We start from the raw sequence: 22,022 nt of genomic DNA, 5'->3' as shown, positions 1-22,022 counted from the left end.
GAGCCATGCCGCAGCCGCACGAGACCGCGATCGCCCACATGGCAACCCTCGCGGCCGGTGCGCCCGCGGACCCGTCGTGGCGAGTGACCCTGCACTTCCACCCGGATCGGCTCGTCGCAGGGACACCGATTCTGGAACTGCTGGCTCGTGACGCGGTGTACCGGTCGCAGTTCGAGACCGGCACGGGCAACGGGGGCCTCACCGCGCACCCCGGCGGCGCCCGCTGGCGCTGGGAGAGCCGGATCTTCGCCGGGGCCTACGACGACGCACCGCCGGCGCAGCGGCCGAAGTACGGTTCGCTGAACTTCCGCCGACGCCGGATCGGTGGCTCACCGCGTTTCGGGTCGGCCCACCTGCGCCTGGCCGGGCCGGTTCTGGCTCGCACCACGTTCTGCTACCCCGACAGCTTCTTCGAACCCCGGCGATTCGGCGTCGCGTCGAGCCTGTCGGCGCTGATCGCGGCAGCCCTGGCGGACGACCCGGATCCGCTCGACGACTACGTCGAAGCGCACGTCCACGGTGTGCTCGATCTTCACGCCGACGTCGAAGCTGTGGTGCTGGACCCCTGCTACCGCGGCACTCCGATCGAGGCCGCTGCCGCCCGGTTGCCGTGCGCCGTCGAATGGCACGGCGGCTTTGTCCTGGCTACGAGCGAACTGCGTCGGTATCCGGAGTACCGAGGCTCGGAGTTCGTGCGGCTCGGGGAATCGCTGGCCCGTGACGGCCGCCTCGATCCCCGTGTTCTCGGTGACGCGTCGCGCGCCGGCCGGCACGACGAGCAGGCACTCAAGCGGGTCTGGCACTACGTGGCGAGGTTCGGCTCTGCCGAGCTTCGAGGATGAGCACGCACCGGACTGTCCGAAAAGGACGCAACCCGGTCAGGCGCGGCTACCGGCCGGCCGTCGACCGGTGAAGTCCGGCAGTACCAGCGCACTGTGCTCCGGGCGGCCCGGGCCGACGGGCAGCGTCGTGAGTTCGCGCAGGCCGGCGTTGCGTTCGGCAAGGGCTTCGGGCGTGGCGGGGAACATGGTGGCGTTGCCGACGGTGACGAGGGCCTGGTTGGCCTCGACAAACGGGCGCGCGGTCTGTTCGTAGGCGGCGAACGCCGCGGTGTGGTCGGCGTGCGAGGCCAGCTCGCCCGCCAGCACGTAGGCGCCGACGAGCGCGGTGCTGGAGCCCTGGCCCGTGAGGAACGACGGCGCGTGGGCGGCGTCGCCGACGAGGGCGACGCGGCCGGAGGACCAGCGAGGCAGGTGGATCTGGCTGACGATGTCGAAGAACAGGTCGTCGGCCGTGCGCATGGCCGCGACCAGGCGCGGGATCTCCCAGCCGTCGCCTTCGAAGACCTCGGCGACGAGCTCGCGCTGGGCGGCCGGGTTGCGGAAGGCGTCGAAGGGTGGCTCGGGGCGGGTGAAGTTGAGGAAGCCGAAGATGGTGTCGCTGTCGCCCACGGCGTAGAGGGCGGCGCCGCGGCCCGGGGTGGACCAGAGGACGCCTTCGTGGGCCAAGCCGAAGTCGTTGTGCATCGTGAAACCGGCGAAGCAGTAGCCGAGGTAGCGGTGGAACTGCTCCTCCGGGCCGAACGCCAGCGCGCGGACGCCCGAGTGCAGGCCGTCGGCGCCGATGACCAGGTCGAACGTGCGGCGCCGGCCGCTGCGGAAGGTCACGTCGACGGCGTCGCCGCGGTCGTCGAGGGCGGCGAGGCTGTCGTTGAAGAGGAACTCGACGTCGTCGCGGATGGTGCTGTAGAGCGCCTCGGCGAGGTCGCCTCGGCGGACCTCCAGGTCGCGGCCCTCGACGCCGCCGGCGATGGCGTCGGGGCTGAGCGACGCGACCGTGCTGCCGTCTTCGTTGAGGAAGGTGAGCCTGCGGCTGTCGACGTGGGCTTCGCGCAGCCGCGGCATCAGGCCCATGCGTTCGACCACGCCGAGGGCGGTGCCGCGGATGTCGATGGGGTAGCCGCCGCCGCGCAGGGCCTCGGCCTTCTCGACGACAGTGACGTCGAAGCCGTATTCACGCAGCCAGTAGGCCAGCGCGGGGCCGGCGATGCTGGCGCCGGAGATCAGGACGGTGGTCATGGTGTCTCCTCGATAGCTAAGTTAGGTATGCTTCTCGCGAGCGCAACGGGCCCTGGACGACTCCTGCGCTCGAGGCAACTATATAGCTAACTTAGGTATGTAAGAGGTGTGATGAGCGACACAGAAGGCCGGCTCGACCCGATGACGGTGCTGCCGCGCCTGATGCAGCTGAGCACGGTGCTCAACCGCAGCCACCTCGGGGAACGCGCCATGGAGCAGGCCGGCCTCGCCCTCGACCGGCCGGCGCTCACCGTGATCATCACCCTGCAGATGGCGGGCAAGCCGCTGCGCGTCGGCGAGATCGCCACACGTATGCAGGTCGTAGGGCCGCACGTCACGCGCCACCTGAACACGCTGGAGAAGCGCGGGCTCGTCCGCCGCGTCACCGACCCCGACGACCAGCGCGCCCGCCTCATCGAGCTCACGCCGGACGGCGTCGCCGCGGCCGGGCGCTACCTGCAGACCGTCCTGAGCTGGTTCACCGAGGCGGTGGCCGACTGGTCGATCGAGGACCAGCGGACGTTCGGCACGCTGCTGAACCGGTTCGTCGACGACCTGACGGCCCGGCTGTCCGAAGTGGAGTGACTAGCCCCAGGCGACGGAGAAATCCGCGTGCCCGCGAGCCGTGGCGGCCCGGGAAGCTTCTTCCTCAGCCGCATCCCGATCCGCCGCGCGAAGCGGGTCGAACGTGGTCACCGTGACGGCCAGGCGTTTGCCTGAACCGCGGGTGCGCCAGACGCCCATCAGCTCGCCGTCCACCAGCAACGCGCCGGGGCTGCCGAGGATCTTCCACACTTCCTTCGCGCGGGCCTTGTCCGGCACCAGCACGGCTTTGTCACGGGCCTGCGTGAACGGATCCAGCGGCGGCAGCAACCGAACCACCGACGGCGACGGCGGATTCTCCAGCGCAGCCACCTGATCGGCGGGCAGGAACGCCCGGCGACCGTCCACTTTGACCTCGACCAGATCATCAGGCCACGCAGCCGACAGAGCCGTCTTCGCCGTGCCCACGAAACCCGCCGCGTCGCCTTGGGTGGCGGGGCCGTTGGCAACGAGGTAGCCGCGCACCACGCGCGACACGGCCGCCGCGTCGGGCGAAGTGCGCATGCGGCCACGGTCTTCCAACGGCGCCAGCGTCGCCGGGGACTGGTCGGCTTCCAGGCGCACGCCGCCGTGGAGGGTGGCCAGGCGCATGAGCTGCTCCTGGATGTGCGTGGCGTTGCAGGGGCGGCACCAGCGGGAGTACTCGGGCGGCAGCTCGCGCGTGGCGGCGGCGCTCACCGCGCCCTTCGACATCGGCTGCGTCACGACCTTGCGGATGGCCCGCGCCGCGGTGAAGAGCACCTCCGACGCGGGCACGCCCGTCGCGCCGATTTCCTTTTTCTGCCACAGCATCCGGGCCAGGGCGTCGGCGTCGTCGAGGGGGATCAGCGACGTCACGAGCTCGCGCAGGTCTTCGCGCCGGTGGAAGTGCGGCGCGCCGCGGTGGGACCAGACGAGCACCACGCGCGGATCGTCCACAAGGGACGTCGGCTCCACCGGCGTCGAAGACCGCGCCGAGAGGGCGAGCAGGGCGGTGTCACGCATGCTGTCCTGCAGACCGAGGTCGAACAGCGGCGACGCCATCGGGTCCGCGAAGTCCCGGTGCAGCCCGTGCCGCGCGACCCGGTACGCCATCACTTGCTTGCGTGACACCTCGAGCACAGCGGCCTCCTTCAGCTCAGCGCGTAGTCGAAGGTGTACGACACCGTCGGTTCGCCCATCGTGCCCTTCACCGTGCCCGACCCGGTCAGGCCGGTGAGCTCGCCCGTCGCGGAGCCGGCCACGACGTCGAACTTCGACCAGATGCCCTTCGGGTCGAAGCCACCCTCGTGCCGGACCACGAACGTGCCGCGACGACCGTCCACGGTCGCGTCGAACCGTTCGAAGCTCGGCGACGTGGTGCCGCCGCCGTCGTAACCCTCGCCCGCGTAGTACAGCAGGTAATCGCAGATCGAATCACCTTCGATCACGCCGCTGTACTCCATCGTGGCGTGCGCGTAGGCCACGCGCGGGCCGCCTTCGCTGCCGCTGGCGAGGTGTTCGTCCCAGTTCTTCATGCTGAACGTGTTCATGGGACCCACTCAACCGCCCATACCTGTCAGCTTGTGTCAGGATTTTCGGTCATACTCGATTCATGCGCGCGTCCCGGCTGCTCACGGTGCTGCTCCTGCTGCAGAACCGTGGCCGGATGACGGCCGAAGAGCTGGCCGCCGAGCTGGAGGTCTCCGTCCGGACGGTCTACCGCGACATCGACGCGCTGTCGGCTTCCGGCGTGCCCGTCTACGCCGACCGCGGCCGCACCGGCGGCTACCAGCTGGTCGACGGCTATCGCACGCGGCTGACCGGGCTCACCGAGGAGGAGGCGCAGTCGCTTTCGCTGGCCGGCCTGCCCGTGGCCGCGGCGGAGCTGGGCCTCGGCACGGTGCTGGCGGCAGCGCAGCTCAAGCTGTATGCCGCGTTGCCGAAGGAGCTGCGCAGCCGCGCGGGTCGCGTCGCCGAGCGGTTCTACCTGGACGTGCCCGGGTGGCACCGCGGGATCGAGAGCCTGCCGGTGCTGTCCGCGGTCGCCGACGCCGTGTGGTCGAGCCACCGCGTCCGGATCCGCTACGAACGCTGGGGCCAACGCGAGGTCGAGCGCGTGCTGGAGCCGCTCGGCCTGATTCTCAAGGCGGGAAACTGGTACCTCGCCGGCCGGTGCGAGGGGTCCGATCGCACGTACCGGATTTCCCGGATCCTCGAGCTGACGGACCTCGGCGAGGCTTTCGAGCGACCGGCGGATTTCGACCTGCCTCGTTACTGGCAGGAGTGGTCGGAGCAGTTCGAGCGGCGCATGTACCCGCGGCTCGCGACCGTGCGCCTGTCGCCGCGGGCGCAGGGTCTGCTGCCGTTCTACGCGGGCAGCGTGGGGGCGCGGGCGCTGCGCGAGGCCCTGGACGGCGGCGCGGTCGCCGATGAGGAAGGCTGGCTCACGATGCGGCTGCCGGTCGAGCCGGGTGAACCCGCGATCGGCGAGCTGCTGCGGTTCGGGCCGCACCTGGAGGTGCTCGAGCCAGCGGACCTGCGGGCGCAGCTCGCGGAGGCGATCAGGGAGATGGGCGCGACCTATGGGTGAGCTGGACGGGGTGCGGATCGGCGTCACGGCCGAGCGCCGCGCCGAGGACCTCATCTCCGCACTGCTCCGCTACGGCGCGCAGGTGCGCCACGCGCCGACGATCACCATCGTGCCCCTCGCCGAAGACCCCGAGCTGCGGCTCAGCACCGAAGCCGTGCTCGCCGCGCCGGTTGCTTTCACGGCCGTCACGACCGGTGCCGGCTTCCGCGGCTGGCTTGCCGCCGCCGACGGCTGGGGCCTCAAGAACGACCTGCTCACGACGCTGGGCTCGTCGCGGATCTTCGCGCGCGGCCCGAAAGCCGTGGGCGCGGTGCGGGGAGCGGGGCTGCGCGAGGAGTTCTCGGCGCCGGGGGAGAGCAACGCCGAGCTGTTCGCCGCGCTGGTGTCCGCGGGTGTGGTCGATTCCCGCGTTGCCGTCCAGCTGCACGGCGCTCCACTGCCGGAGTTCACCGGGCAGCTGGTCGGCGCCGAGGTGGTCGCGGTGCAGCCCTACCGTTGGCACTCACCCGCCGACACTGCCCCGGTCCTCTCCCTGGCACACGACATCCAGGCGGGCGAAGTCGACGCCCTCGTTTTCACCAGCGCCCCGGCCGCCACCAACTTCCTCACCCTGACCGCCGGCACCGGCGCCCTCGACGTGGTGCGCGCGGGCCGGATCAAGACCTTCTGCGTGGGCCCGGTGACGGCGGCCCCGCTCGAAGCGCAGGGCATTCCGACGTGCCAACCGGACCGGCAACGGCTCGGTGCTTTGGTGAAGCTGGTGGTCTCGACGTTGGGGAGGGCCTGATGGGTGAGTTCAGGGGTTCGTTCGCGGTGCCGCTGGACGACGAACGCACTCAGCTCGAGGCGTTCATCGAGGAATACCGCGTGGGCATCGAGATGACGCTCGACGGGCTCACCGAGGAGCAGGCCCGCCGTCGGCTCGTGGCGTCGGCCACGACGCCGCTCGGGCTGCTCAAGCACGTCACCTGGATGCAGCGGGTGTGGTTCGAGGAATGCGTCGGTGGGACGTCCCGCGGTGAGCTCGGGCTGGTGCGGAGTCCGGACGAGTCGTTCCGGCTCGCCGACGACGACACCGTCGCCTCGGTCACGGCGGCCTACCGGGAAGCCTGCGCCACGGCCCGGACGGTGGTCGCGGATCTGGCGCTGGACGCCGTCGCGACCGGCCACCGGTCCGGCCCGCGCACCGTTCGCTGGGTGTACCTGCAGGTGCTGCGGGAGCTGGCCCACCACTGCGGCCACGCCGACATCCTGCGCGAACAGATCCTGGCCGCCTGAGCTCAGGAAGCCACAGCTCAGGAAATTGCAGCCACTCGCTCGCGCCCGACCGCTTCCTCACTGAGGCCGTGGCGCCAGTAGCCGGTGAAACAGATCGTGTCCTTGTCGAAGCCGCGCTCGCGCACGAGGTGCCGGCGGACGTGCTTCACGACGTTGGCCTCGCCCGAAACCCAGGCGTACGGCGCGCCACCGGGCAGGTTCGCGGCGCGCACGGCATCGAGCAGGGCTTCGCCGTGGGGCCGGGTGCCGCGCACGACCCAGTGCAGCTCGACGCCACCGGCCGTGTCGAACGTCTGGCGTTCGGCGCGGTCCGGGATCTCGACGTAGATCGAAGCCCGTGTCGACCGCGGCAGGTTCTCCACGATCGCGCCGATCGCGGGCAGCGCCGTCTCGTCGCCGACCAGCAGCTGCCACTCGGCGGTTTCCGGCACCTCGTACAGGCTGTGCGGCCCCACGAACGCGACCCGGTCGCCCTCCGCCGCCTGCGCGGCCCACGCCGAGGCCGGGCCCAGGGTGTCGTCGTGGAGCACGAAGTCGATGTCCACCTCGCCGAGCGCGGGCCGGAACGCGCGCACGGTGTAGGTGCGCATCGGCGGCCGGACCTCGTCGGGCATCGCGAGGTAGGACTGGTACCAGGACACCACGTCGCCGCTCGTCGGCGGGGGCGGCAGTTGCGGCTCGTCCTGACCGTCGAGCGGGAAGAACACCTTCAGGTAAGCGTCGGGTCCGAAGCCTTCGGTCGCGGCGAGCGTGGCGCAGTCGAACGTGACCCTGGCCATGTGCGGGGTGACCCGCCGGACCGCGGTGACCCGGCCGCGGTGCGCAGTCAGCAATGCCATTAGGCAAACCTAACCTAAGTGGCGGGGTTAAAACAGACCTTCGGGTTCCTCCTCCTGCGGCAGCCCGTCGGGACGCCAGCGGTACTCGCGCAGGTTCACGCGCTGGCCGTCGGCGAGCACGCCTTCCGCGCGCAGGAGTTCGAGCTGTCGGTGGGCCAGATGCGGCGCCGGAGTGCCGTTGGCGCGCAGGATCCGCTGCCACGGCAGGTCGTGCCCGTCTTCAGCGAGCACGCGCCCGACGAGCCGGGGTGAAGGAGCGCCGCTGAGTGCGGCGATGTCACCGTACGTCGCCACCGTGCCCGCCGGCACGTCGCTGATCACAGCCCGGATCCGTTCGTGAAGTTCGTCGTCCACCCGAGCACTGTGCCGCACGCCACCGACAGTTTCGACCGCCGGTCGCGCAACTGCGTGCCGGTGCGCCACCCGTGCGTGTCAGCGTGCTTCCATCGTAGGCGTGAACGGGCGGAGAACGGCGCAGGGCAGGGCGCGGCTCGTGCGCCCGCCCGCCGTCGGCGCACCCACGTTCACCTGGGACGCAGGCGCGCGCCGGCTGCTGTCCGCACCCGCCGGGTTCCTCCGCGTGCTCGGCGGGCCCGGCACCGGCAAGACGACCTTGCTCGCCACCGCGGCCGCGCGCCGCATCGCCGACGGCGCCGACCCGGAGAGTGTGCTCGTGCTCACCGCTTCACGCCGCGCGGCCGACGCGCTGCGGGCCGACATCACGCGCCGCCTCACGGCCGATCCCGAGCAGTCGTCGGTGTTGCCGCGCACGGTGAGTGAACCGCTCGTGCGCACGGTGCACTCCTACGCGTTTTCGCTGCTTCGCCTCGAAGCCCGCGCCGAAGAGCTGCCGCCGCCACGGTTGCTGGCCGGCGCGGAGCAGGACGTCGTCGTGCGCGACCTGCTGCAGGGCGATCTCGAGATCGGCGCCCCCGACTGGCCCGACCAGCTCCGTCCGGCACTGCTCGTGCCGGGCTTCGCCGAGGAGCTGCGCGACCTGCTGATGCGCGCGGCCGAGCGCGGGCTCGGCCCCGAGGACCTCGTGGCGCTCGGCCACCGCAAGGACCGCGAGGAGTGGGTGGCGGCTGGGCATTTCTGGGCGCAGTACGAGGAGGTCACGCAGCTGCAGGGCGCGGGCGGCAACGCGCTCGGCGTTCGCAGCGCGCCCGCGCTCGACGCCGCCGAGCTGGTCACCTCCGCCCTGCTCGCTCTCGAAGACGACGAGGAGCTGCGCGAGCGCGAACGCGGCCGCGTGCGGCACCTGTTCGTGGACGACGCCCACCACCTCGACCCGCTGCAGGTCCAGCTGATCCGCCAGATCGGCCAGACCGCGGCCGAGTTCGTGGTGGCCGGTGACCCCGACCAGTCCGTGTTCTCCTTCCGCGGAGCCGATCCCCGGCTGTTTGCCGACGCGGACTCCGACGGCGACCGCACGGTCACGCTCACCACCTCCCACCGGCTCGCCCCGGCCGTGCGCGAGGCCGTGACGAAGCTCGGCGCCACGCTGCCGGGCGCGTCGCAACACCGGAAACTCGTTTCTCCCCCGGGAAAACGCGGGGGCAAAGTCCGCGTCCGGCTGATGCCGACGCCGGCCGCCGAGGCGAGCTGGATCGCCGACCAGCTGCGCCGCGCCCACCTCATCGACGGTGTGCCGTGGTCCGAGATGTCGGTGCTCGTGCGCTCGCCCGCGCGGACTTTCCTGGTGCTGCAACGAGCTTTGCGCGCGGCCGGGGTGCCGATCGGCTCGGCGACGCAAGAGCTGCCGCTGGCCAAGCACTCCGCCGTCCGGCCGCTGCTGGCCGTGCTGCGGATCGCGGCCCAACCGGAGCTGCTCGACGTCGACCTCGCCGAAATGCTGCTGTCCTCGACGCTGGGCGGGGCCGACCCGCTCGCGTTGCGCCGGGTCCGCCGCGGCCTGCGCCGGCTCGAGCTGGCCGGCGGCGGCCAGCGCTCCAGCGACGAGCTGCTCGTGGAAGCCCTGCGCGGCGGCGACATCCTGGTCGGGCTCGCCGACGCCGAGGCGACGCCGGTGCGGCGCGTCGGCAAGCTGCTGAGCGTCACGCACCAGGCGGTCGCTCGCGGTGAAGGCGTGGAACAAGTGCTGTGGGAGCTGTGGGAGGCCAGTGGCCTGCAGGAACGGCTGCTGCGGTTCGTCGACCGCGGCGGCTCGCTCGGTGCGCAGGCCGACCGTGACCTCGACGCCGTGGTCGCGTTGTTCGACGCCGCCGGTCGTTATGTCGACCGGCTGCCGCGCGCGAGCGTCGCGTCGTTCGCCGACTACCTGTCGTCGCAGAACATCGCGGGGGACACGCTGGCGCCCGCCGCGATCCCGGGCGAGGGCGTGTCGCTGCTGACCGCGCACGCGGCCGCGGGTCGCGAGTGGACGGTCGTGGCCGTGGCGGGCGTGCAGGAAGGTGCGTGGCCGGACCTGCGCCTGCGCGGCTCCGTGCTCGGCGTGGAGCGGCTCGTCGACCTGCTGTCCGGGGTGGACGACGGCGACAAGGTCTCCGCCATCGCCCCGATCCTCGCCGAGGAGCGGCGCCTGTTCTACGTCGCCGCCGCCCGCGCACGCCGGACGTTGCTGGTCACGGCCGTGGCGGGCGAGGACGAGCAGCCGTCCCGCTTCCTCGACGACCTGGAAGAGAACGGCGCCGACGACGGCGCGCTCGACTCCCGCATGAAGCCACCCGGCCGTTCGCTGGTGCTGGCCGAGCTCGTCGGCGAGCTGCGCGAGGTCGTGTGCGACGACAAGGCCGACCCCGAACGTCGTGCCCGCGCGGCGAAGCAGCTCGCACGGCTGGCCGACGCCGGCGTGCCCGGCGCGCACCCCAGCACGTGGTACGGCCTGCTGCCGTCTTCCACCGACGAACCGGTGCACAAACCCGGTGACCTCATGCGGATCTCACCGTCCACAGTGGAAATTCTGGTGAAGTGCCCGCTGCGCTGGCTCGTCGAACGCCACGGCGGCAGCGACCCCGCGCAGCTCGCCGCGGTCACGGGAACGCTGGTGCACGGCCTCGCGCAGGCCGTCGCGGGCGGGCGCACCGAAGACCAGATCCAGGCCGCGCTCGACGACGCGTGGGTGCGCGTGGACGCCGGCGCACCGTGGTTCTCCCGGCGCGAGCGCAACCGCGTGGAGCAGATGCTGCGCAATTTCGTCGCGTGGCTGGAGGGCAGCCGTAAGGAGCTGATCGAGGCGGGTGTCGAGCAGGACATCGAGGTCGAGCTGCCGATGGGCGACGACGAGGTGCGCGTGATGCTGCGCGGCCGCGTCGATCGCGTGGAGCTGGACAAGGACGGCCGCCCGGTGATCGTGGACATCAAGACCGGCAAGGTGCCCGTGTCCAGCGCCGACGCCGAGCAGCACCCGCAGCTCGCCGCGTACCAGCTCGCCGTGCTGCTCGGCGCGATCGAGGGCAAGAACACCCCGGGTGGTGCGCGGTTGGTCTACGTCGCGAAGACCAACAACAAGACCGGCGCCACGCAACGCGACCAGCCGCCGCTCGACGACGATGGCGGCCGGCAGTGGCTCGACCTCGTGCGGTCGGCGGCGGCCGCTGCGGCCGGGCCCGGCTACCAAGCCCACGAGAACCCCGACTGCGACCGCTGTCCCGCCCGCAGTTGTTGCCCGCTGCGGCCCGAGGGCAGGCAGGTGACCGGCCCGTGAGCTTGCGGCTCATCGCCAACCCGGTCGAGCCCGCGGAGATCGCCGACGCACTGGGCCTGCACCGCCCGACCCCCGAGCAGGCCACGGTCATCGCCTCGCCCGTGGAGCCGTCGCTGGTCGTCGCGGGCGCCGGTGCGGGCAAGACGGAGACGATGGCCGCGCGCGTGGTGTGGCTGGTGGCCAACGGGATCGTGAGCCCCGAACGCGTGCTGGGCCTGACGTTCACCCGCAAGGCCGCGCGCCAGCTCGGCGAGCGCGTGCGCGCCCGGCTGCGCCGCCTGGCCGGGTCCGGGCTGCTGGAGAAGCTCGACCCGTCGGGCGGGTTGCGCGCCACGGTCGTCGCCGGTGAGCCCACCGTGCTGACCTATCACGCCTACGCCGGGCGGCTGTTGTCGGAGCACGGCCTGCGGCTGCCGGTGCAGCCGGGCGTGCGGCTGCTTTCGGAGACGTCTTCGTGGCAGCTCGCGCACCGCGTGGTGTCCACTTGGGACGACGACCTCGACACCGACCGCGTGCCGTCCTCGGTCACGGCGCAGCTGCTCGCGCTGGCCGGGGAACTCGGCGAGCACCTCGTGTCGACCGAACGGCTCGCCCAGTACACGACGTGGCTGTGCGAGGTGATCGAGAACGCCCCGCGCGCCAAGGGCCAGCGGACGGCGCTGCCGCAGAAGCTGCAGGAAGTAATGGCGGCGCAACGGTTCCGGCTCGCGCTGCTGCCGCTCGTCGAGGCCTACCACCGGCGCAAGCGGGCCGAGGGCGCGCTCGACTTCGCCGACCAGATGTCGCTCGCGGCGCAGCTGGCCGACGGCTACCCGGCCGTGATCACCGGTGAACGCGAGCGCTACGGCGCCGTGCTGCTCGACGAGTACCAGGACACCGGCCACGCGCAACGCGTGCTGCTGCGGTCGCTGTTCGGCGGGGGAGACCACGCGCCGATGCCGGTCACCGCCGTCGGCGACCCGGCGCAGGCCATCTACGGCTGGCGTGGCGCTTCGGCCGCCAACCTGCCGCGCTTCACCACCGACTTCCCGCGCCACGCCGAAGGGCGGCTCGCGCCCGCGCACGAGTTCGGCCTGCTCACAAGCTTCCGTAACCCGCCGCAGATCCTGGACCTGGCCAACGCCGTGGCCGAGCCGTTGCGGGCGCGCGGCCTCGGCGTCGAGCCACTGCGGGCGCGTGAGGGCGCCGGCCCGGCCGACATCGCCGTGGCACTGCTGCCGGATGTTCGAGCCGAACGCGAGTGGGTGGCCGACGCGCTGGCTCGGCGCTGGCTCGCCGAGAAAGAGGAGACGGGCAAGCCGCCGACGGCCGCCGTGCTGGTGCGCCGGCGCGCGGACATGGCGCCGATCGCGGCCGAGCTGCGGATGCGCGGGCTGCCGGTCGAGGTCGTCGGTCTCGGCGGGCTGCTCGACGAACCGGAGGTCGCCGACCTCGTCAGCACGCTGCGGGTGCTGGCCGACCCGCTCGCCGGCAGTGCGGCGGCCCGCCTGCTCACGGGCGCGCGCTGGCGGCTCGCGGCGGCGGACCTGGCCGCGCTGTGGCGGCGCGCGGGGGAGCTGTCTTCGCCCGTGCCACAGGCGGATTCCGAAGACGAACCCGTGCTGGTCACCGAACGCGCCGAGCAGGCCGGGCTCATCGACGCCGTCGACGAACCCGGCAAGCCCGAGCGCTACTCCGCGGACGGCTACCGGCGAATCCGGCGTATCGGCTCGGAGCTGGCGGCGTTGCGGCGGCGCCTCGACCAGTCGTTGCCCGAGCTGGTGGCCGACGTCGAACGCACGATGCTGCTCGACGTCGAGTCCCTCGCCCGGCCGGGCTCGGCCGGCCGCGCGCACCTCGACGCGTTCGCGGAGGTCGTCACCGATTACGCCGAGACCGCGCCGACCGCGACCCTTCTGTCCTTTGTGGACTACCTCAACACCGCGGCCCACGCCGAAGACGGCCTCACGCCCGGCGAGGTCGAGGTCGTGCCCGACCGCGTGCAGGTGCTCACCGTGCACTCCGCCAAGGGGCTGGAGTGGGAGGTCGTGGCCGTGCCGCACCTCGTCGCGGAGGTGTTCCCGAGCAAGCGCCGGTCCTCGTCGTGGCTGCGCACGGCGACGTCGCTGCCCGCGTTGCTGCGCGGCGACTCGGCCGACCTGCCTGAGCTGCGCGTTTCCGACGGCTTCGACCGCAAGGAGGTGCAGGAGGCCCTCGAACTGCACGAGGAGGGTTTCGTCGAGCGGGAGGCCGACGAGGAACGCCGGCTCTGCTACGTCGCGTTGACGCGGTCGGAGCGCGCGCTGATCGTGTCCGGCCACTGGTGGAACGAGAGCAGCACGCGCGCGAAGGGACCGTCGGTGTTCCTCACGGAGATCGCCGACGTGCTGCGCGCGGCCGAGCCGCCGATCGGCGTGCTCGACGCGTGGGCCGACGAACCCGCCGAGGACGAGGAGAACCCGCTGGTCGCGGACTCCCGCAAGGCGAGCTGGCCCGTCGACCCGCTGGGCGACCGGCGGACCGGGGTGTCGACGGGCGTCGAGATGGTGTTCGCGGCGATGGCGGCGCTGCCCGAAACACCCGAAGAGACAGAACCTGCGCCGGTGAAGGCCGAGCCCGAGCAGCCGGAACTGTTCGGCGTCGCCGAAGACGACGAGGTGCCGCTCCCGCCCGAACCCGACGAGTTCGACGAAGAACCTTACGCGGACGAAGAAACCTACGAGGAAGACGACGAAGACGACGAAGACGAGGTCGACCCCGAAGACCCCGACGGCTGGGCCGCCGACACCGACGTGCTGCTCGCCGAACGCGCCCGCGCCCAGGCCACTGTGGACCGAGTCGTACTCCCCACCCAGCTTTCCGTGAGCCAGCTCGTGGAGCTCGCCGCCGACGCCGAAGCGCTCGCCCGGAAGCTACGACGCCCGCTTCCGTTGCCGCCCAACACCTTCGTCCGCCGCGGCACCGCGTTCCACACCTGGCTCGAACAGCGCTTCTCCGGCGAGGGCCTGCTGGAGATCGACGACCTGCCCGGCGCCGCCGACGTCGGCGAGGCCCCCGACTCCGATTTCGAAGTACTGCAAGAAGCCTTCGAACGCAGCGAGTGGGCCGAGCGCGTGCCGCTGGCCGTGGAGGTGCCGTTCTCGGCCGACGTCGAGGGCATCACCGTGCGCGGCCGGATGGACGCCGTCTACGCGGATCCCGACGGCGGCTGGACCGTGGTGGACTGGAAAACCGGCTCCGTCCCGTCAGCCGACCGCCTGCCCGCGCTGGCCGTGCAGCTCGGCGCGTACCGGCTCGCGTGGGCGGCGCTGAAGAACGTGCCGGTGGACCGCGTCCGCGCCGCGTTCCACTACGTCCGCCACGGGCACACGCTCAGCCCCGCCGACCTCCTGGACGCCGAAGGCCTGAGGGACCTGCTCCGCCGTGTCCCGCGCGAATGACTGTCCCGCGCGAATGACTCAGGCGTTGTCGCGAACCTTCAACGCCCACTTCACGAGCGGCCACTGTGCTGTCAACCGGAACCAGGCCGCCGCGCGCACCGGCGCCGCCAGCTTCTTGCGTTCGAAGTCCAGCGCCATCTTCACGTTGCCGGGGAACACACCCACGAACAGCAGCGCCGCCGCGAGCCCGCCCAGCCGGCGGGTCCGGGGCAGCGCGATGGCCGCCGCCACGCCGAGCTCGGCGGCGCCCGAGACGTACGTCCACGCGCGACGCGAACCGGGGAGCTCCTCCGGTACCAGCGCGTCGTACTGCTTGGGGCGCAGGAAGTGCGTCAGGCCCGCGGAGGCGAGGAAACCGGCCAGCCAGTACGCGGGCCGTTGCGGCCTGCTCGAGTCGGACATGCGTCCAGCCTGCCACAACGTGATCAGCGCGACGGGTGTGCGGGCGATGACCTTCGGCTATCCTCCCCGCTGTGAGTGACGCCGAACACCCGCGGGGAGCCGGTGCATGAAAGCCTTGAAACGGCTGCCCTTGAACGTCCGGCTCAACGATCGCCCCGACCACGAGCTCGTCGGCGTGATCCGCATGCCGGAGTTCACCACGAGCCCGATGCGCTCGATCGTCAAGCGGATCATCGGCGCGCTGCTCGCCCTGCTGGCGACGGTGCTGATCGTGTTCGCCGACCGCGGCGGCTACCGCGACGTCAACGGCGACGGGGTGTCCTTCCTCGACGCGATCTACTACTCCACCGTCTCGCTCTCCACGACCGGCTACGGCGACATCGCGCCGGCCTCGGCCTCGGCGCGGCTCGTGAACGTCCTCATCATCACGCCTCTGCGCGTGCTCTTCCTCATCGTCCTCGTCGGGACCACGCTGGAGGTGCTCACGGAGCGCTCCCGGCAGGCATTCAAGATCCAGAAGTGGAGGACGAAGGTGCGTGACCACACCGTCGTCGTCGGATTCGGCACCAAGGGCCGCTCGGCCGTCAACGCGCTGCTCGGTGACGAGGACGTGCAGCCCAGCCGCATCGTCGTGGTCGACACCGACCAGCAGGCGCTGGAGGCGGCGAGCTCGATGGGCCTGGTGACCGTGCACGGTTCCGCGACCAGGGCCGACGTGTTGCGGGTGGCCGGCGTGCAGCACGCGAAGGCCGTGGTCGTTGCCCCGAACCGCGACGACACCGCCGTGCTGGTCACGCTCACCGCGCGCGAGCTGGCGCCGAAGTCGCACATCGTGGCGTCGGTGCGGGAGGCGGAGAACGTCCACCTGCTCAAGCAGTCGGGCGCGAACCAGGTCGTGGTCTCGAGCGAGACGGCCGGGCGCCTGCTGGGCATGGCGACGTCGACGCCGCTCGTGGTCGACATGGTCGAGGACCTCATCACGCCGGAGTCGGGGCTGGCGATCGCCGAGCGCGCCGTGGAGCCGTCCGAAGAGGGCGGTTCGCCGCGGCACCTGCCCGACATCGTGCTCGGCGTGGTCCGCGACGGCGTGCTCTACCGCGTCGACGCCCCGCAGGCCGATGCGATCGAACCGGGCGACCGGCTGCTGTACGTCAAGAAGGTCACCTCGGCCGACAAGGTCGAATCCTGATCCGTGACTTCCTGACCACTGGGTGACGGCCGATCGGCGGAGGGTGACGCCGATGGTCGGGACCTCACTGGGTTTTGCCCCGTGGATCTGGAACCATGGCGGCGTGCAGCTCTCCGACCTCACGAGCAAGACCTCAGTCCAGAGGTGGCTGCAGGTGGGCATCCCGGCTGCCGCCGGCGTGCTCGTGGTGGTGCTGGCGTGGCTCGCCGGGCCCGGCCTGTTCGGCATCGCGGGCGACGAGGCCGGCGCGCCCGTGCAGGCCGAAGTGACTCAGCCGGCCGCGTGTTCGGCGGGGAACCCGGTCGAGTCCGTCACGTTCAGCCTGGGCGGCAAGCCGCGCCAGGGCACGCTCAACGGCTGTGGCCACGCCAAGGGCGAACGCGTCGAGGTCGGCGTGCCCGTGGACGCTCCGGCCGACGGCCCGATCACCGTCAGCGCGGCCGACACCTCGGCGGGCGCTCAGGACTCGCGCGGCCCGGTCGCGCTTGTGCTGCTGGTCTTCGCGTGCTTCGCCGGCGGCACGTACGCGTTCCTGGTCATCAGGGGCTCGGGCAAGCTGGCCCTGCTGCACTGACCGCCTAGCTGACCAAGGACGAAGGCGCCGCGAACGTGTTGCAGTCGGCGATCCGGTTGGCCTTCGCGCCCTGGCGCCACCAGTAGGCGTAGTGCGCGTTGGTGCCGTGGTCGTGGCTGTGGGAGGTGTTGTCGCCGCGGGTCTCCTGGTCGTTCCAGGCCTTGTTGTACATGTCGCGGGTGATCGTGCCGCCCTGGTCCACGTGGGCGCCGAGGAACATGCCCGAGAAGCACTGGGCCTGCAGCTCCTTGCGCCGCGACATCTCCAGGCCCTCGGGGCTGTTCTGGCCGGCCGCGTAGATCTTCTGCCACGCGGCGTCCATGATCCCGGCGACCTCCTGCACGTGGTGGCCGTACTCGTGCGCGAACAACGCCAGGTAAACACCCGGGTTGTTGCCGTACTGGTCGGTCTGCAGCCCCGCGAAGGGCACGTACAGGTTGTCCTCGCAGTAGTACGCCGCCGTCGCGATGCCGACCTGGATCGTGCCGCACGCGGTTTCGAAGCTCGGCCCGGTGGGGAAGTGCAGCGCGGGCGGGGTGAACGGCAGGTTGTAGGCCTGGAGGAACGGGCCCCACGCCGCGTCGAGGCACTTGCTGGCCGAGGTGAAGAACGCTTCCGCGCCCGACTGCGTGCTCTGCCACGTCGGCAGGTCGCAGACGCGGTTCTGCAGCCCGGCGTTGGGGTCCTGCAGGATCGGGTGGTCGGCCAGCTTGAGGATCTTCTGCGGGCCGGCGGAGCTCGGTTCGGAGGACTCCGTCGGCGCCGAGGACGCGGTGGAGGACGAGCCGTTGTTCGGCGGCAGCTCGAACGCGCTGGTCGGCGCGGGTGCCGGCGGGTTCTGGTAGCCGGTGGCGTTGACGTGCTGGCTCGGCCGGTTCAGCGCGACGATCGCGACGACCCCGAGGACCAGCACCGTGACGGCACCGAGCGCGATCCCGATGATCGCGCCCGGCGACTTCTTCTGGTGCTGCGGCGGGAAGCGCTGCGGCGGGTACTGGCCCATCCACGGGCTCTGCGGTGGAGGCCCTTGCGGAGGTCCCTGAGACGGGCCCTGCATCGACGGACCCTGCATCGTCGGACCCTGGGGCGGGGGACCCGCGGGTCCCTGCCTGCCAGGCCCGTGACCCGGGACCGGCGGTGGTTGAACGGTCCCGCGAGGCGGCACCTGGCCGTAAGGCGGTTGCGTCATCAGGGCAGTCCCGGAGGGTCTCGGCACGGGCCGGGCGGCCCCCGGCTTCCGTTCAGCATATCGGGGGAACGGGGGGCGTACGCACCACTCGTGCCGACGCCGTCACCCGACCCGGGTGTCACCCCAGGTCTGGCCCGGTTTGGGCGCCTCTGGAAGAGTGAGCGGCAGCAAGTGACGGGTCGTGAATACGAGGGGCTTCGATGACAGACACACCCGGTTCGCCGGGGTCCGGCGCACCCGACGACGCGCCCACCCCGAGCCAGGGTTTCCAGCGTCCCGAACCGACCAGTCCTGAAGCGACCGGTTCCACGGGCACGCCCGCTTCCGGCACGCCCGCTTCCGGCACGCCCGCGTCCGGCACCTCGCAGCCCGAAGGCTCGCAGCAGACACCCGGCACCGGCGGCGTTTCGCCGCAGCAGCCCCAGACCTCGCAGACCCCGCCGTCCGGCGGCTGGCAGTCGCCGGGCCAGCAGCAGACCCCGCCGCCCAGTGGTCAGTGGCAGTCGCCCGGTCAGCAGTACGGGCAGCCGATGCCGCAGTACCCCGCCGGCGCCTATGGGCAGCAGGGCGGCTGGACCCCGCACGGCCTCGGCAAACCCGGCGTGATCTCGTTGCGCCCGCTCAACGTCGGCGACATCCTCGACGGCGCGATCACCGCCATCCGCCGCTACCCGGCGCTGATCCTGGGCACGTCGGCGGTCATCGCGGTGTTCGTGGCGGGTCTGAACCTCATCGTGCAGCTCGTGGTGCAGCCCGACCTCAACCGCGTCGCGACGCTCGGTCCGGCCGCCACGCAGCAGGAAGCGCTCGACGCGATGTACAACCTGCTGGGCAGCACCGCGTTGTCGCTGATCCCGACGCTGATCATCACGCTGCTCGGCCAGACGTTCCTCACCGGTTTCCTCACGGTGGTCATGGGCAAGGCCGTGCTCGGCCGTCCCGTCGACTTCCGCACGGCGCTGCGCGAAGCCGCGCCGCGGCTGCTTCCGCTGCTGGGCCTGACGGTCCTGTATGCGCTGGCCACCATGGTCGCCGCGATCTTCTGCCTGCTGCCGGCCGTGATCCCGTACGTGTTCTGGGCGCTCGCCAGCCCCGCGCTGATCCTGGAGCGCGGCACGATCCGGCAGGCGTTCGGCCGTTCGCGCACGCTCGTGTCGGGCGCGTTCTGGCGCGTGCTCGGCATCCTGCTGCTCGCCGCCGTGATCGGCTACCTGATCTCGGCGATCATCGCCATCCCGTTCGACCTGGGCTCGGGCGCGTTCTCCGGCCTGTTCGACCCGCAGGCCGCGGCGCCGGTCCAGACCACCGGCGGCCTGGTGCTGAGCGCGGTGGGCGTGGTGATCGCGAGGACGATCGTCGCGCCGTTCATCGCGCTGGTCACGGTGGTCCTCTACATCGACCAGCGGATGCGCCGCGAGGGCATGGACATCGAGCTGGCGCGCGCCGCGGGCCTCAACCCGCCGCCGGCGCCGCGGCAGGCGTGGTGACGTTCCTGCTCACCGACGTCCCGGTCGACATCGACCGGGACCCCGCCCGCCTGCGGGCGATCCAGGAGCTGAGCGACCCGTCGTACGCGGCCGCGCGGCCCGGTGTGCTGCAGCAGCTCGCACACTGGCTCGGCGAGAAGTTCAGCGAGCTGCTGAACAGCCTGTCCGGGGTGCCGGGCGGGCCGCTGGGTCTGTTGCTGATCATCGGGCTCCTGATCGTGCTGATCGTGGTGGTGCGGCTGCGCGTCGGGAAGGTCGGACGCGCGGCGCAGGCGGCGCGGCAGGTCTTCTCGGGCCGCCGCCGCAGCGCCGACGAGTACCGCAAGGCGGCCGAACAGGCTGCCGCACAAGGACAGTTCGCCGACGCCGTGCGTGAGCGCTTCCGCGCCATCGTGCGCGGCCTCGAAGAGCGGGCGCTGCTCGACTCGCGCACCGGCCGCACGGCCGACGAAGCCGCCGCCGAAGCGGGCGCGCTGTTGCCCGCCCTCGCCGCCGACCTCGCGGCGGGCGCCCGGCAGTTCGACGACGTGCACTACGGCGGCCGCCCCGGCACCGAAGCCGCCTATCGCGCCCTGACGGACCTCGACGACCGCGTCCGCCGTGAGCGGCCGGTGCTGGTGGGCGCGTGAGCACTTCTGTCTCGCCTGATCTCCGGCGTATTTGGCACGGCGTGCGGGTTCCGCTCGCGCTCCTGCTGCTGATCGTGCTCGTCGCGCTGGCGCTCGTGCTCAGCCGCGGCGACCAGACGAGCGGCGAGCTCGAGCCCGGTTCCTACGAACCGAACGGCAGCCACGCCCTTTCCCACCTGCTGCAGGAAGAAGGCGTCGACGTCCACCCCGTCCACACCATCGCCGAGGCGCTGGAGCAGGTCGACGGCGGCACGCTCGTGATCACCGCGCCGGACCGGGTGCCGGGCGACGGGCTCGTCGACCTGCGCCGCCGCGTCGCGCACCTCGTGCTGCTGGCGCCGGGGCCGGAGGCACTGTCCAAAGTGCTCCCGACGGTGAGCGCGGTCGGCAGCACCGACGTCGCCACGCTCGACCCGGGTTGCACGGTCGGCGCCGCGGTCGGCGCCGGTCCCGTGACGCTCGGCGGCACGCGCTTCCGCACCGACGACCCCGAAGCCCGCCAGTGCTACCGCGACGGCGACGCGCCGACGTTCGTGCAGGTCGCCGACCGTTCGGGCACCGTCACCGTGCTCGGCACGGGCGCACCGCTGACCAACGACCGCCTCGCCGACGAGGGCAACGCGGCGCTCGGCATGCGGTTGCTGGGCGACCACCAGCGGCTCGTCTGGTACGTGCCGTCGCCGACGGATCCCGCGCTCGCCGGTGGGCAGAAGTCCTTCTACGAACTCATCCCGCCCGGCTGGCGCTACGGCGCTTTGACGGCCGGGATCGCCGTGGTGTTGCTGGCTTTGTGGCGCGCGCGCCGCCTCGGCGCGGTGGTGAGCGAACCGTTGCCGATCGTGGTGCGCGCGGCGGAAACGGCCGAGGGCCGCGCGCGGCTGTACCGCCGGGGCGGTGCGGCCGGGCACGCGGCGGAGACGTTGCGGGAAGCGGCCCGCGCGCGGCTGCGCACGACGCTGGGCTTGCCGCGTGACGCCGAGGCGGCCGCGGTCGTCGAGACGGTGAGCGCGCGCACGGGCCGGAACCCGGCCGAGGTCGGCGGCGTGCTCTACGGTCCGCCCCCGGCCGACGAAGCCGGGCTGGTCCGGCTGGCGGACGAACTGGACAGCGTGGAACGAGAGGTGGAGCGGTCTTGAGTACCGAACAGACGCAGGCGCCGAATCAGGCTCAAGACGCGCGAGCGGCCTTGATCGCCCTGCGCGCCGAGGTCGGCAAGGCCGTGGTGGGCAACGACGCGGCCGTCACCGGGCTCATCCTGGCGCTGCTCTGCCGCGGCCACGTGCTGCTGGAGGGCGTGCCCGGCGTCGCGAAGACGTTGCTGGTGCGGGCTTTGGCGGCGTCGCTGGACCTGAAGACCAAGCGCGTGCAGTTCACGCCCGATCTGATGCCGGGCGACGTCACGGGTTCGCTCGTGTACGACGCGCACAGCGGCGAGTTCTCCTTCCGCGAGGGCCCGGTGTTCACGAACCTGATGCTGGCCGACGAGATCAACCGCACGCCGCCGAAGACGCAATCGTCGCTGCTGGAGGCGATGGAGGAGCGGCAGGTGTCGATCGACGGTACGCCGCGGCCGTTGCCCGACCCGTTCATGGTGATCGCGACGCAGAACCCCGTGGAGTACGAGGGCACCTACCCGCTGCCGGAAGCGCAGCTGGACCGGTTCCTGCTCAAGCTCACGATGCCGGCGCCCTCGCGTGAGGACGAGATCGGCATCCTCTGGCGCCACGCGCAGGGCTTCGACCCGCGGGACCTCGCCGCCGCGGGCCTCCGCCCGGTCGCCGGCGCGGAGCAGCTCGCGACCGCGCGCCGGGCCGTGGCCCGTGTGACGATCGGGCCCGAGGTCATCGGTTACGTCGTGGACCTGTGCCGCGCGACGCGCGAGCTGCCGGCCGTGCGCATCGGCGTTTCCCCGCGTGGCGCAACGGCTTTGCTCGCCGTCACGCGCGCGTGGGCCTGGCTCGCCGGGCGCGACTACGCGACGCCGGACGACGTGAAGGCGTTGGCCCGGCCCGCACTGCGGCACCGGCTCGACGTGCGGCCCGAGGCCGAGCTCGAGGGCGTGACCGCCGATGGGGTCCTCGACCGGGTGCTGGCCTCCGTGCCGGTGCCGCGCTGAG

At 72.0% G+C, this 22,022-nt stretch carries 20 protein-coding genes; 13 read left to right on the top strand and 7 right to left on the bottom strand.

Annotated elements, in window-relative coordinates; all coding sequences use genetic code 11:
• Positions 1-38 precede the first annotated feature (38 nt).
• Complete coding sequence (locus AB0H62_RS00485) at positions 39-842, top strand: DUF3626 domain-containing protein (RefSeq protein WP_360584623.1); 804 nt, start codon at positions 39-41, stop codon at positions 840-842.
• 36 nt (positions 843-878) lie between these two features.
• Here AB0H62_RS00485 and AB0H62_RS00480 read toward each other — a convergent pair whose 3' ends face one another.
• Positions 879-2,078, bottom strand: coding sequence for an FAD-dependent monooxygenase (locus AB0H62_RS00480; RefSeq protein WP_360583244.1), 1,200 nt, complete (start codon positions 2,076-2,078; stop codon positions 879-881).
• 111 nt (positions 2,079-2,189) lie between these two features.
• On the opposite strand from AB0H62_RS00480, the gene AB0H62_RS00475 reads away from it, so the two are divergent.
• Complete coding sequence (locus tag AB0H62_RS00475; protein ID WP_255638681.1) at positions 2,190-2,663, top strand: MarR family transcriptional regulator; 474 nt, start codon at positions 2,190-2,192, stop codon at positions 2,661-2,663.
• On the opposite strand, the gene AB0H62_RS00470 is transcribed toward AB0H62_RS00475, so the two are convergent.
• Positions 2,664-3,782, bottom strand: coding sequence for a winged helix DNA-binding domain-containing protein (locus AB0H62_RS00470; protein ID WP_360583241.1), 1,119 nt, complete (start codon positions 3,780-3,782; stop codon positions 2,664-2,666). It abuts the gene before it with no gap.
• 11 nt (positions 3,783-3,793) lie between these two features.
• Entirely contained in the window at positions 3,794-4,192 is a 399-nt protein-coding gene (locus tag AB0H62_RS00465; protein WP_220246465.1) for a DUF3224 domain-containing protein, read from the bottom strand.
• A gap of 62 nt (positions 4,193-4,254) precedes the next feature.
• Here AB0H62_RS00465 and AB0H62_RS00460 point away from each other — a divergent pair, with 62 nt between their 5' ends.
• Genes AB0H62_RS00460 through AB0H62_RS00450 form a run of 3 tightly spaced genes read left to right on the top strand, consistent with a single transcriptional unit; the run spans position 4,255 to position 6,510 of the window.
• On the top strand, positions 4,255-5,232 hold the full coding sequence (locus tag AB0H62_RS00460; protein WP_220246466.1) for a YafY family protein: 978 nt from the start codon (positions 4,255-4,257) through the stop codon (positions 5,230-5,232).
• Positions 5,225-6,019, top strand: a complete 795-nt coding sequence (locus AB0H62_RS00455; RefSeq protein ID WP_220246467.1) for a uroporphyrinogen-III synthase — start codon at positions 5,225-5,227, stop codon at positions 6,017-6,019. Before AB0H62_RS00460 ends, AB0H62_RS00455 begins: the two co-directional genes overlap by 8 nt.
• A complete protein-coding gene (locus AB0H62_RS00450; protein WP_360583238.1) occupies positions 6,019-6,510 on the top strand; it encodes a DinB family protein in 492 nt (163 codons plus the stop codon). Before AB0H62_RS00455 ends, AB0H62_RS00450 begins: the two co-directional genes overlap by 1 nt.
• 17 nt (positions 6,511-6,527) lie before the next feature.
• On the opposite strand, the gene AB0H62_RS00445 is transcribed toward AB0H62_RS00450, so the two are convergent.
• Together AB0H62_RS00445 and AB0H62_RS00440 are read right to left on the bottom strand one after the other, a co-directional pair.
• On the bottom strand, positions 6,528-7,349 hold the full coding sequence (locus AB0H62_RS00445) for a siderophore-interacting protein (RefSeq protein WP_220246469.1): 822 nt from the start codon (positions 7,347-7,349) through the stop codon (positions 6,528-6,530).
• A gap of 27 nt (positions 7,350-7,376) precedes the next feature.
• Complete coding sequence (locus AB0H62_RS00440; protein WP_220246470.1) at positions 7,377-7,703, bottom strand: MGMT family protein; 327 nt, start codon at positions 7,701-7,703, stop codon at positions 7,377-7,379.
• Positions 7,704-7,842: 139 nt separating this feature from the next.
• On the opposite strand from AB0H62_RS00440, the gene AB0H62_RS00435 reads away from it, so the two are divergent.
• The gene (locus AB0H62_RS00435) at positions 7,843-11,016 is read left to right on the top strand and encodes an ATP-dependent DNA helicase (RefSeq protein WP_220247380.1); all 3,174 of its coding nucleotides are present in this window, start codon (positions 7,843-7,845) and stop codon (positions 11,014-11,016) included.
• A complete protein-coding gene (locus tag AB0H62_RS00430) occupies positions 11,013-14,435 on the top strand; it encodes an ATP-dependent DNA helicase (protein WP_360583235.1) in 3,423 nt (1,140 codons plus the stop codon). Before AB0H62_RS00435 ends, AB0H62_RS00430 begins: the two co-directional genes overlap by 4 nt.
• Before the next feature lie 18 nt (positions 14,436-14,453).
• Here AB0H62_RS00430 and AB0H62_RS00425 read toward each other — a convergent pair whose 3' ends face one another.
• The gene (locus AB0H62_RS00425) at positions 14,454-14,837 is read right to left on the bottom strand and encodes a hypothetical protein (protein ID WP_220246472.1); all 384 of its coding nucleotides are present in this window, start codon (positions 14,835-14,837) and stop codon (positions 14,454-14,456) included.
• A gap of 106 nt (positions 14,838-14,943) precedes the next feature.
• On the opposite strand from AB0H62_RS00425, the gene AB0H62_RS00420 reads away from it, so the two are divergent.
• Both AB0H62_RS00420 and AB0H62_RS00415 read left to right on the top strand, forming a co-directional pair.
• Positions 14,944-16,026 carry a potassium channel protein gene (locus tag AB0H62_RS00420; RefSeq protein WP_285970266.1) on the top strand — a complete coding sequence of 361 codons (1,083 nt, stop codon included), beginning with the start codon at positions 14,944-14,946 and terminating at the stop codon, positions 16,024-16,026.
• 52 nt (positions 16,027-16,078) lie between these two features.
• Complete coding sequence (locus AB0H62_RS00415) at positions 16,079-16,600, top strand: hypothetical protein (RefSeq protein ID WP_360583232.1); 522 nt, start codon at positions 16,079-16,081, stop codon at positions 16,598-16,600.
• Positions 16,601-16,604: 4 nt separating this feature from the next.
• On the opposite strand, the gene AB0H62_RS00410 is transcribed toward AB0H62_RS00415, so the two are convergent.
• Entirely contained in the window at positions 16,605-17,603 is a 999-nt protein-coding gene (locus AB0H62_RS00410) for a neutral zinc metallopeptidase (protein WP_360583230.1), read from the bottom strand.
• 386 nt (positions 17,604-17,989) lie between these two features.
• Between AB0H62_RS00410 and AB0H62_RS00405 the strand changes: the two genes are divergently transcribed.
• Genes AB0H62_RS00405 through AB0H62_RS00390 form a run of 4 tightly spaced genes read left to right on the top strand, consistent with a single transcriptional unit; the run spans position 17,990 to position 22,021 of the window.
• Positions 17,990-19,276 carry a hypothetical protein gene (locus AB0H62_RS00405; protein WP_360583228.1) on the top strand — a complete coding sequence of 429 codons (1,287 nt, stop codon included), beginning with the start codon at positions 17,990-17,992 and terminating at the stop codon, positions 19,274-19,276.
• On the top strand, positions 19,270-19,905 hold the full coding sequence (locus tag AB0H62_RS00400) for a DUF4129 domain-containing protein (RefSeq protein WP_360583226.1): 636 nt from the start codon (positions 19,270-19,272) through the stop codon (positions 19,903-19,905). The genes AB0H62_RS00405 and AB0H62_RS00400 overlap by 7 nt, the downstream gene beginning before the upstream one ends.
• Positions 19,902-21,041 (top strand): DUF4350 domain-containing protein, encoded by a 1,140-nt coding sequence (locus tag AB0H62_RS00395; protein ID WP_360583224.1) that lies wholly within the window; start codon positions 19,902-19,904, stop codon positions 21,039-21,041. Before AB0H62_RS00400 ends, AB0H62_RS00395 begins: the two co-directional genes overlap by 4 nt.
• Positions 21,038-22,021 carry a MoxR family ATPase gene (locus AB0H62_RS00390; RefSeq protein ID WP_220246478.1) on the top strand — a complete coding sequence of 328 codons (984 nt, stop codon included), beginning with the start codon at positions 21,038-21,040 and terminating at the stop codon, positions 22,019-22,021. Before AB0H62_RS00395 ends, AB0H62_RS00390 begins: the two co-directional genes overlap by 4 nt.
• Position 22,022: the final 1 nt, after the last annotated feature.

The sequence above is a fragment of the Amycolatopsis sp. NPDC050768 genome (assembly GCF_040654155.1).
GTDB lineage: Bacteria > Actinomycetota > Actinomycetes > Mycobacteriales > Pseudonocardiaceae > Amycolatopsis.
Note: the sequence above shows the minus strand (reverse complement) of the source record. Positions and strands in the feature narration are given on the sequence as shown.

What these genes read in the sequence shown, in the direction of transcription:
- AB0H62_RS00460 (WP_220246466.1), top strand. Translation starts at nt 4,255, where the DNA reads ATGCGCGCGTCCCGGCTGCTCACGGTGCTGCTCCTGCTGCAGAACCGT.
- AB0H62_RS00465 (WP_220246465.1), bottom strand. Translation starts at nt 4,192, where the DNA reads ATGAACACGTTCAGCATGAAGAACTGGGACGAACACCTCGCCAGCGGC.
- AB0H62_RS00420 (WP_285970266.1), top strand. Translation starts at nt 14,944, where the DNA reads ATGAAAGCCTTGAAACGGCTGCCCTTGAACGTCCGGCTCAACGATCGC.
- AB0H62_RS00425 (WP_220246472.1), bottom strand. Translation starts at nt 14,837, where the DNA reads ATGTCCGACTCGAGCAGGCCGCAACGGCCCGCGTACTGGCTGGCCGGT.
- AB0H62_RS00410 (WP_360583230.1), bottom strand. Translation starts at nt 17,603, where the DNA reads ATGGGCCAGTACCCGCCGCAGCGCTTCCCGCCGCAGCACCAGAAGAAG.
- AB0H62_RS00405 (WP_360583228.1), top strand. Translation starts at nt 17,990, where the DNA reads ATGACAGACACACCCGGTTCGCCGGGGTCCGGCGCACCCGACGACGCG.
- AB0H62_RS00415 (WP_360583232.1), top strand. Translation starts at nt 16,079, where the DNA reads ATGGTCGGGACCTCACTGGGTTTTGCCCCGTGGATCTGGAACCATGGC.
- AB0H62_RS00455 (WP_220246467.1), top strand. Translation starts at nt 5,225, where the DNA reads ATGGGTGAGCTGGACGGGGTGCGGATCGGCGTCACGGCCGAGCGCCGC.
- AB0H62_RS00480 (WP_360583244.1), bottom strand. Translation starts at nt 2,078, where the DNA reads ATGACCACCGTCCTGATCTCCGGCGCCAGCATCGCCGGCCCCGCGCTG.
- AB0H62_RS00450 (WP_360583238.1), top strand. Translation starts at nt 6,019, where the DNA reads ATGGGTGAGTTCAGGGGTTCGTTCGCGGTGCCGCTGGACGACGAACGC.
- AB0H62_RS00485 (WP_360584623.1), top strand. Translation starts at nt 39, where the DNA reads ATGGCAACCCTCGCGGCCGGTGCGCCCGCGGACCCGTCGTGGCGAGTG.
- AB0H62_RS00445 (WP_220246469.1), bottom strand. Translation starts at nt 7,349, where the DNA reads ATGGCATTGCTGACTGCGCACCGCGGCCGGGTCACCGCGGTCCGGCGG.
- AB0H62_RS00475 (WP_255638681.1), top strand. Translation starts at nt 2,190, where the DNA reads ATGAGCGACACAGAAGGCCGGCTCGACCCGATGACGGTGCTGCCGCGC.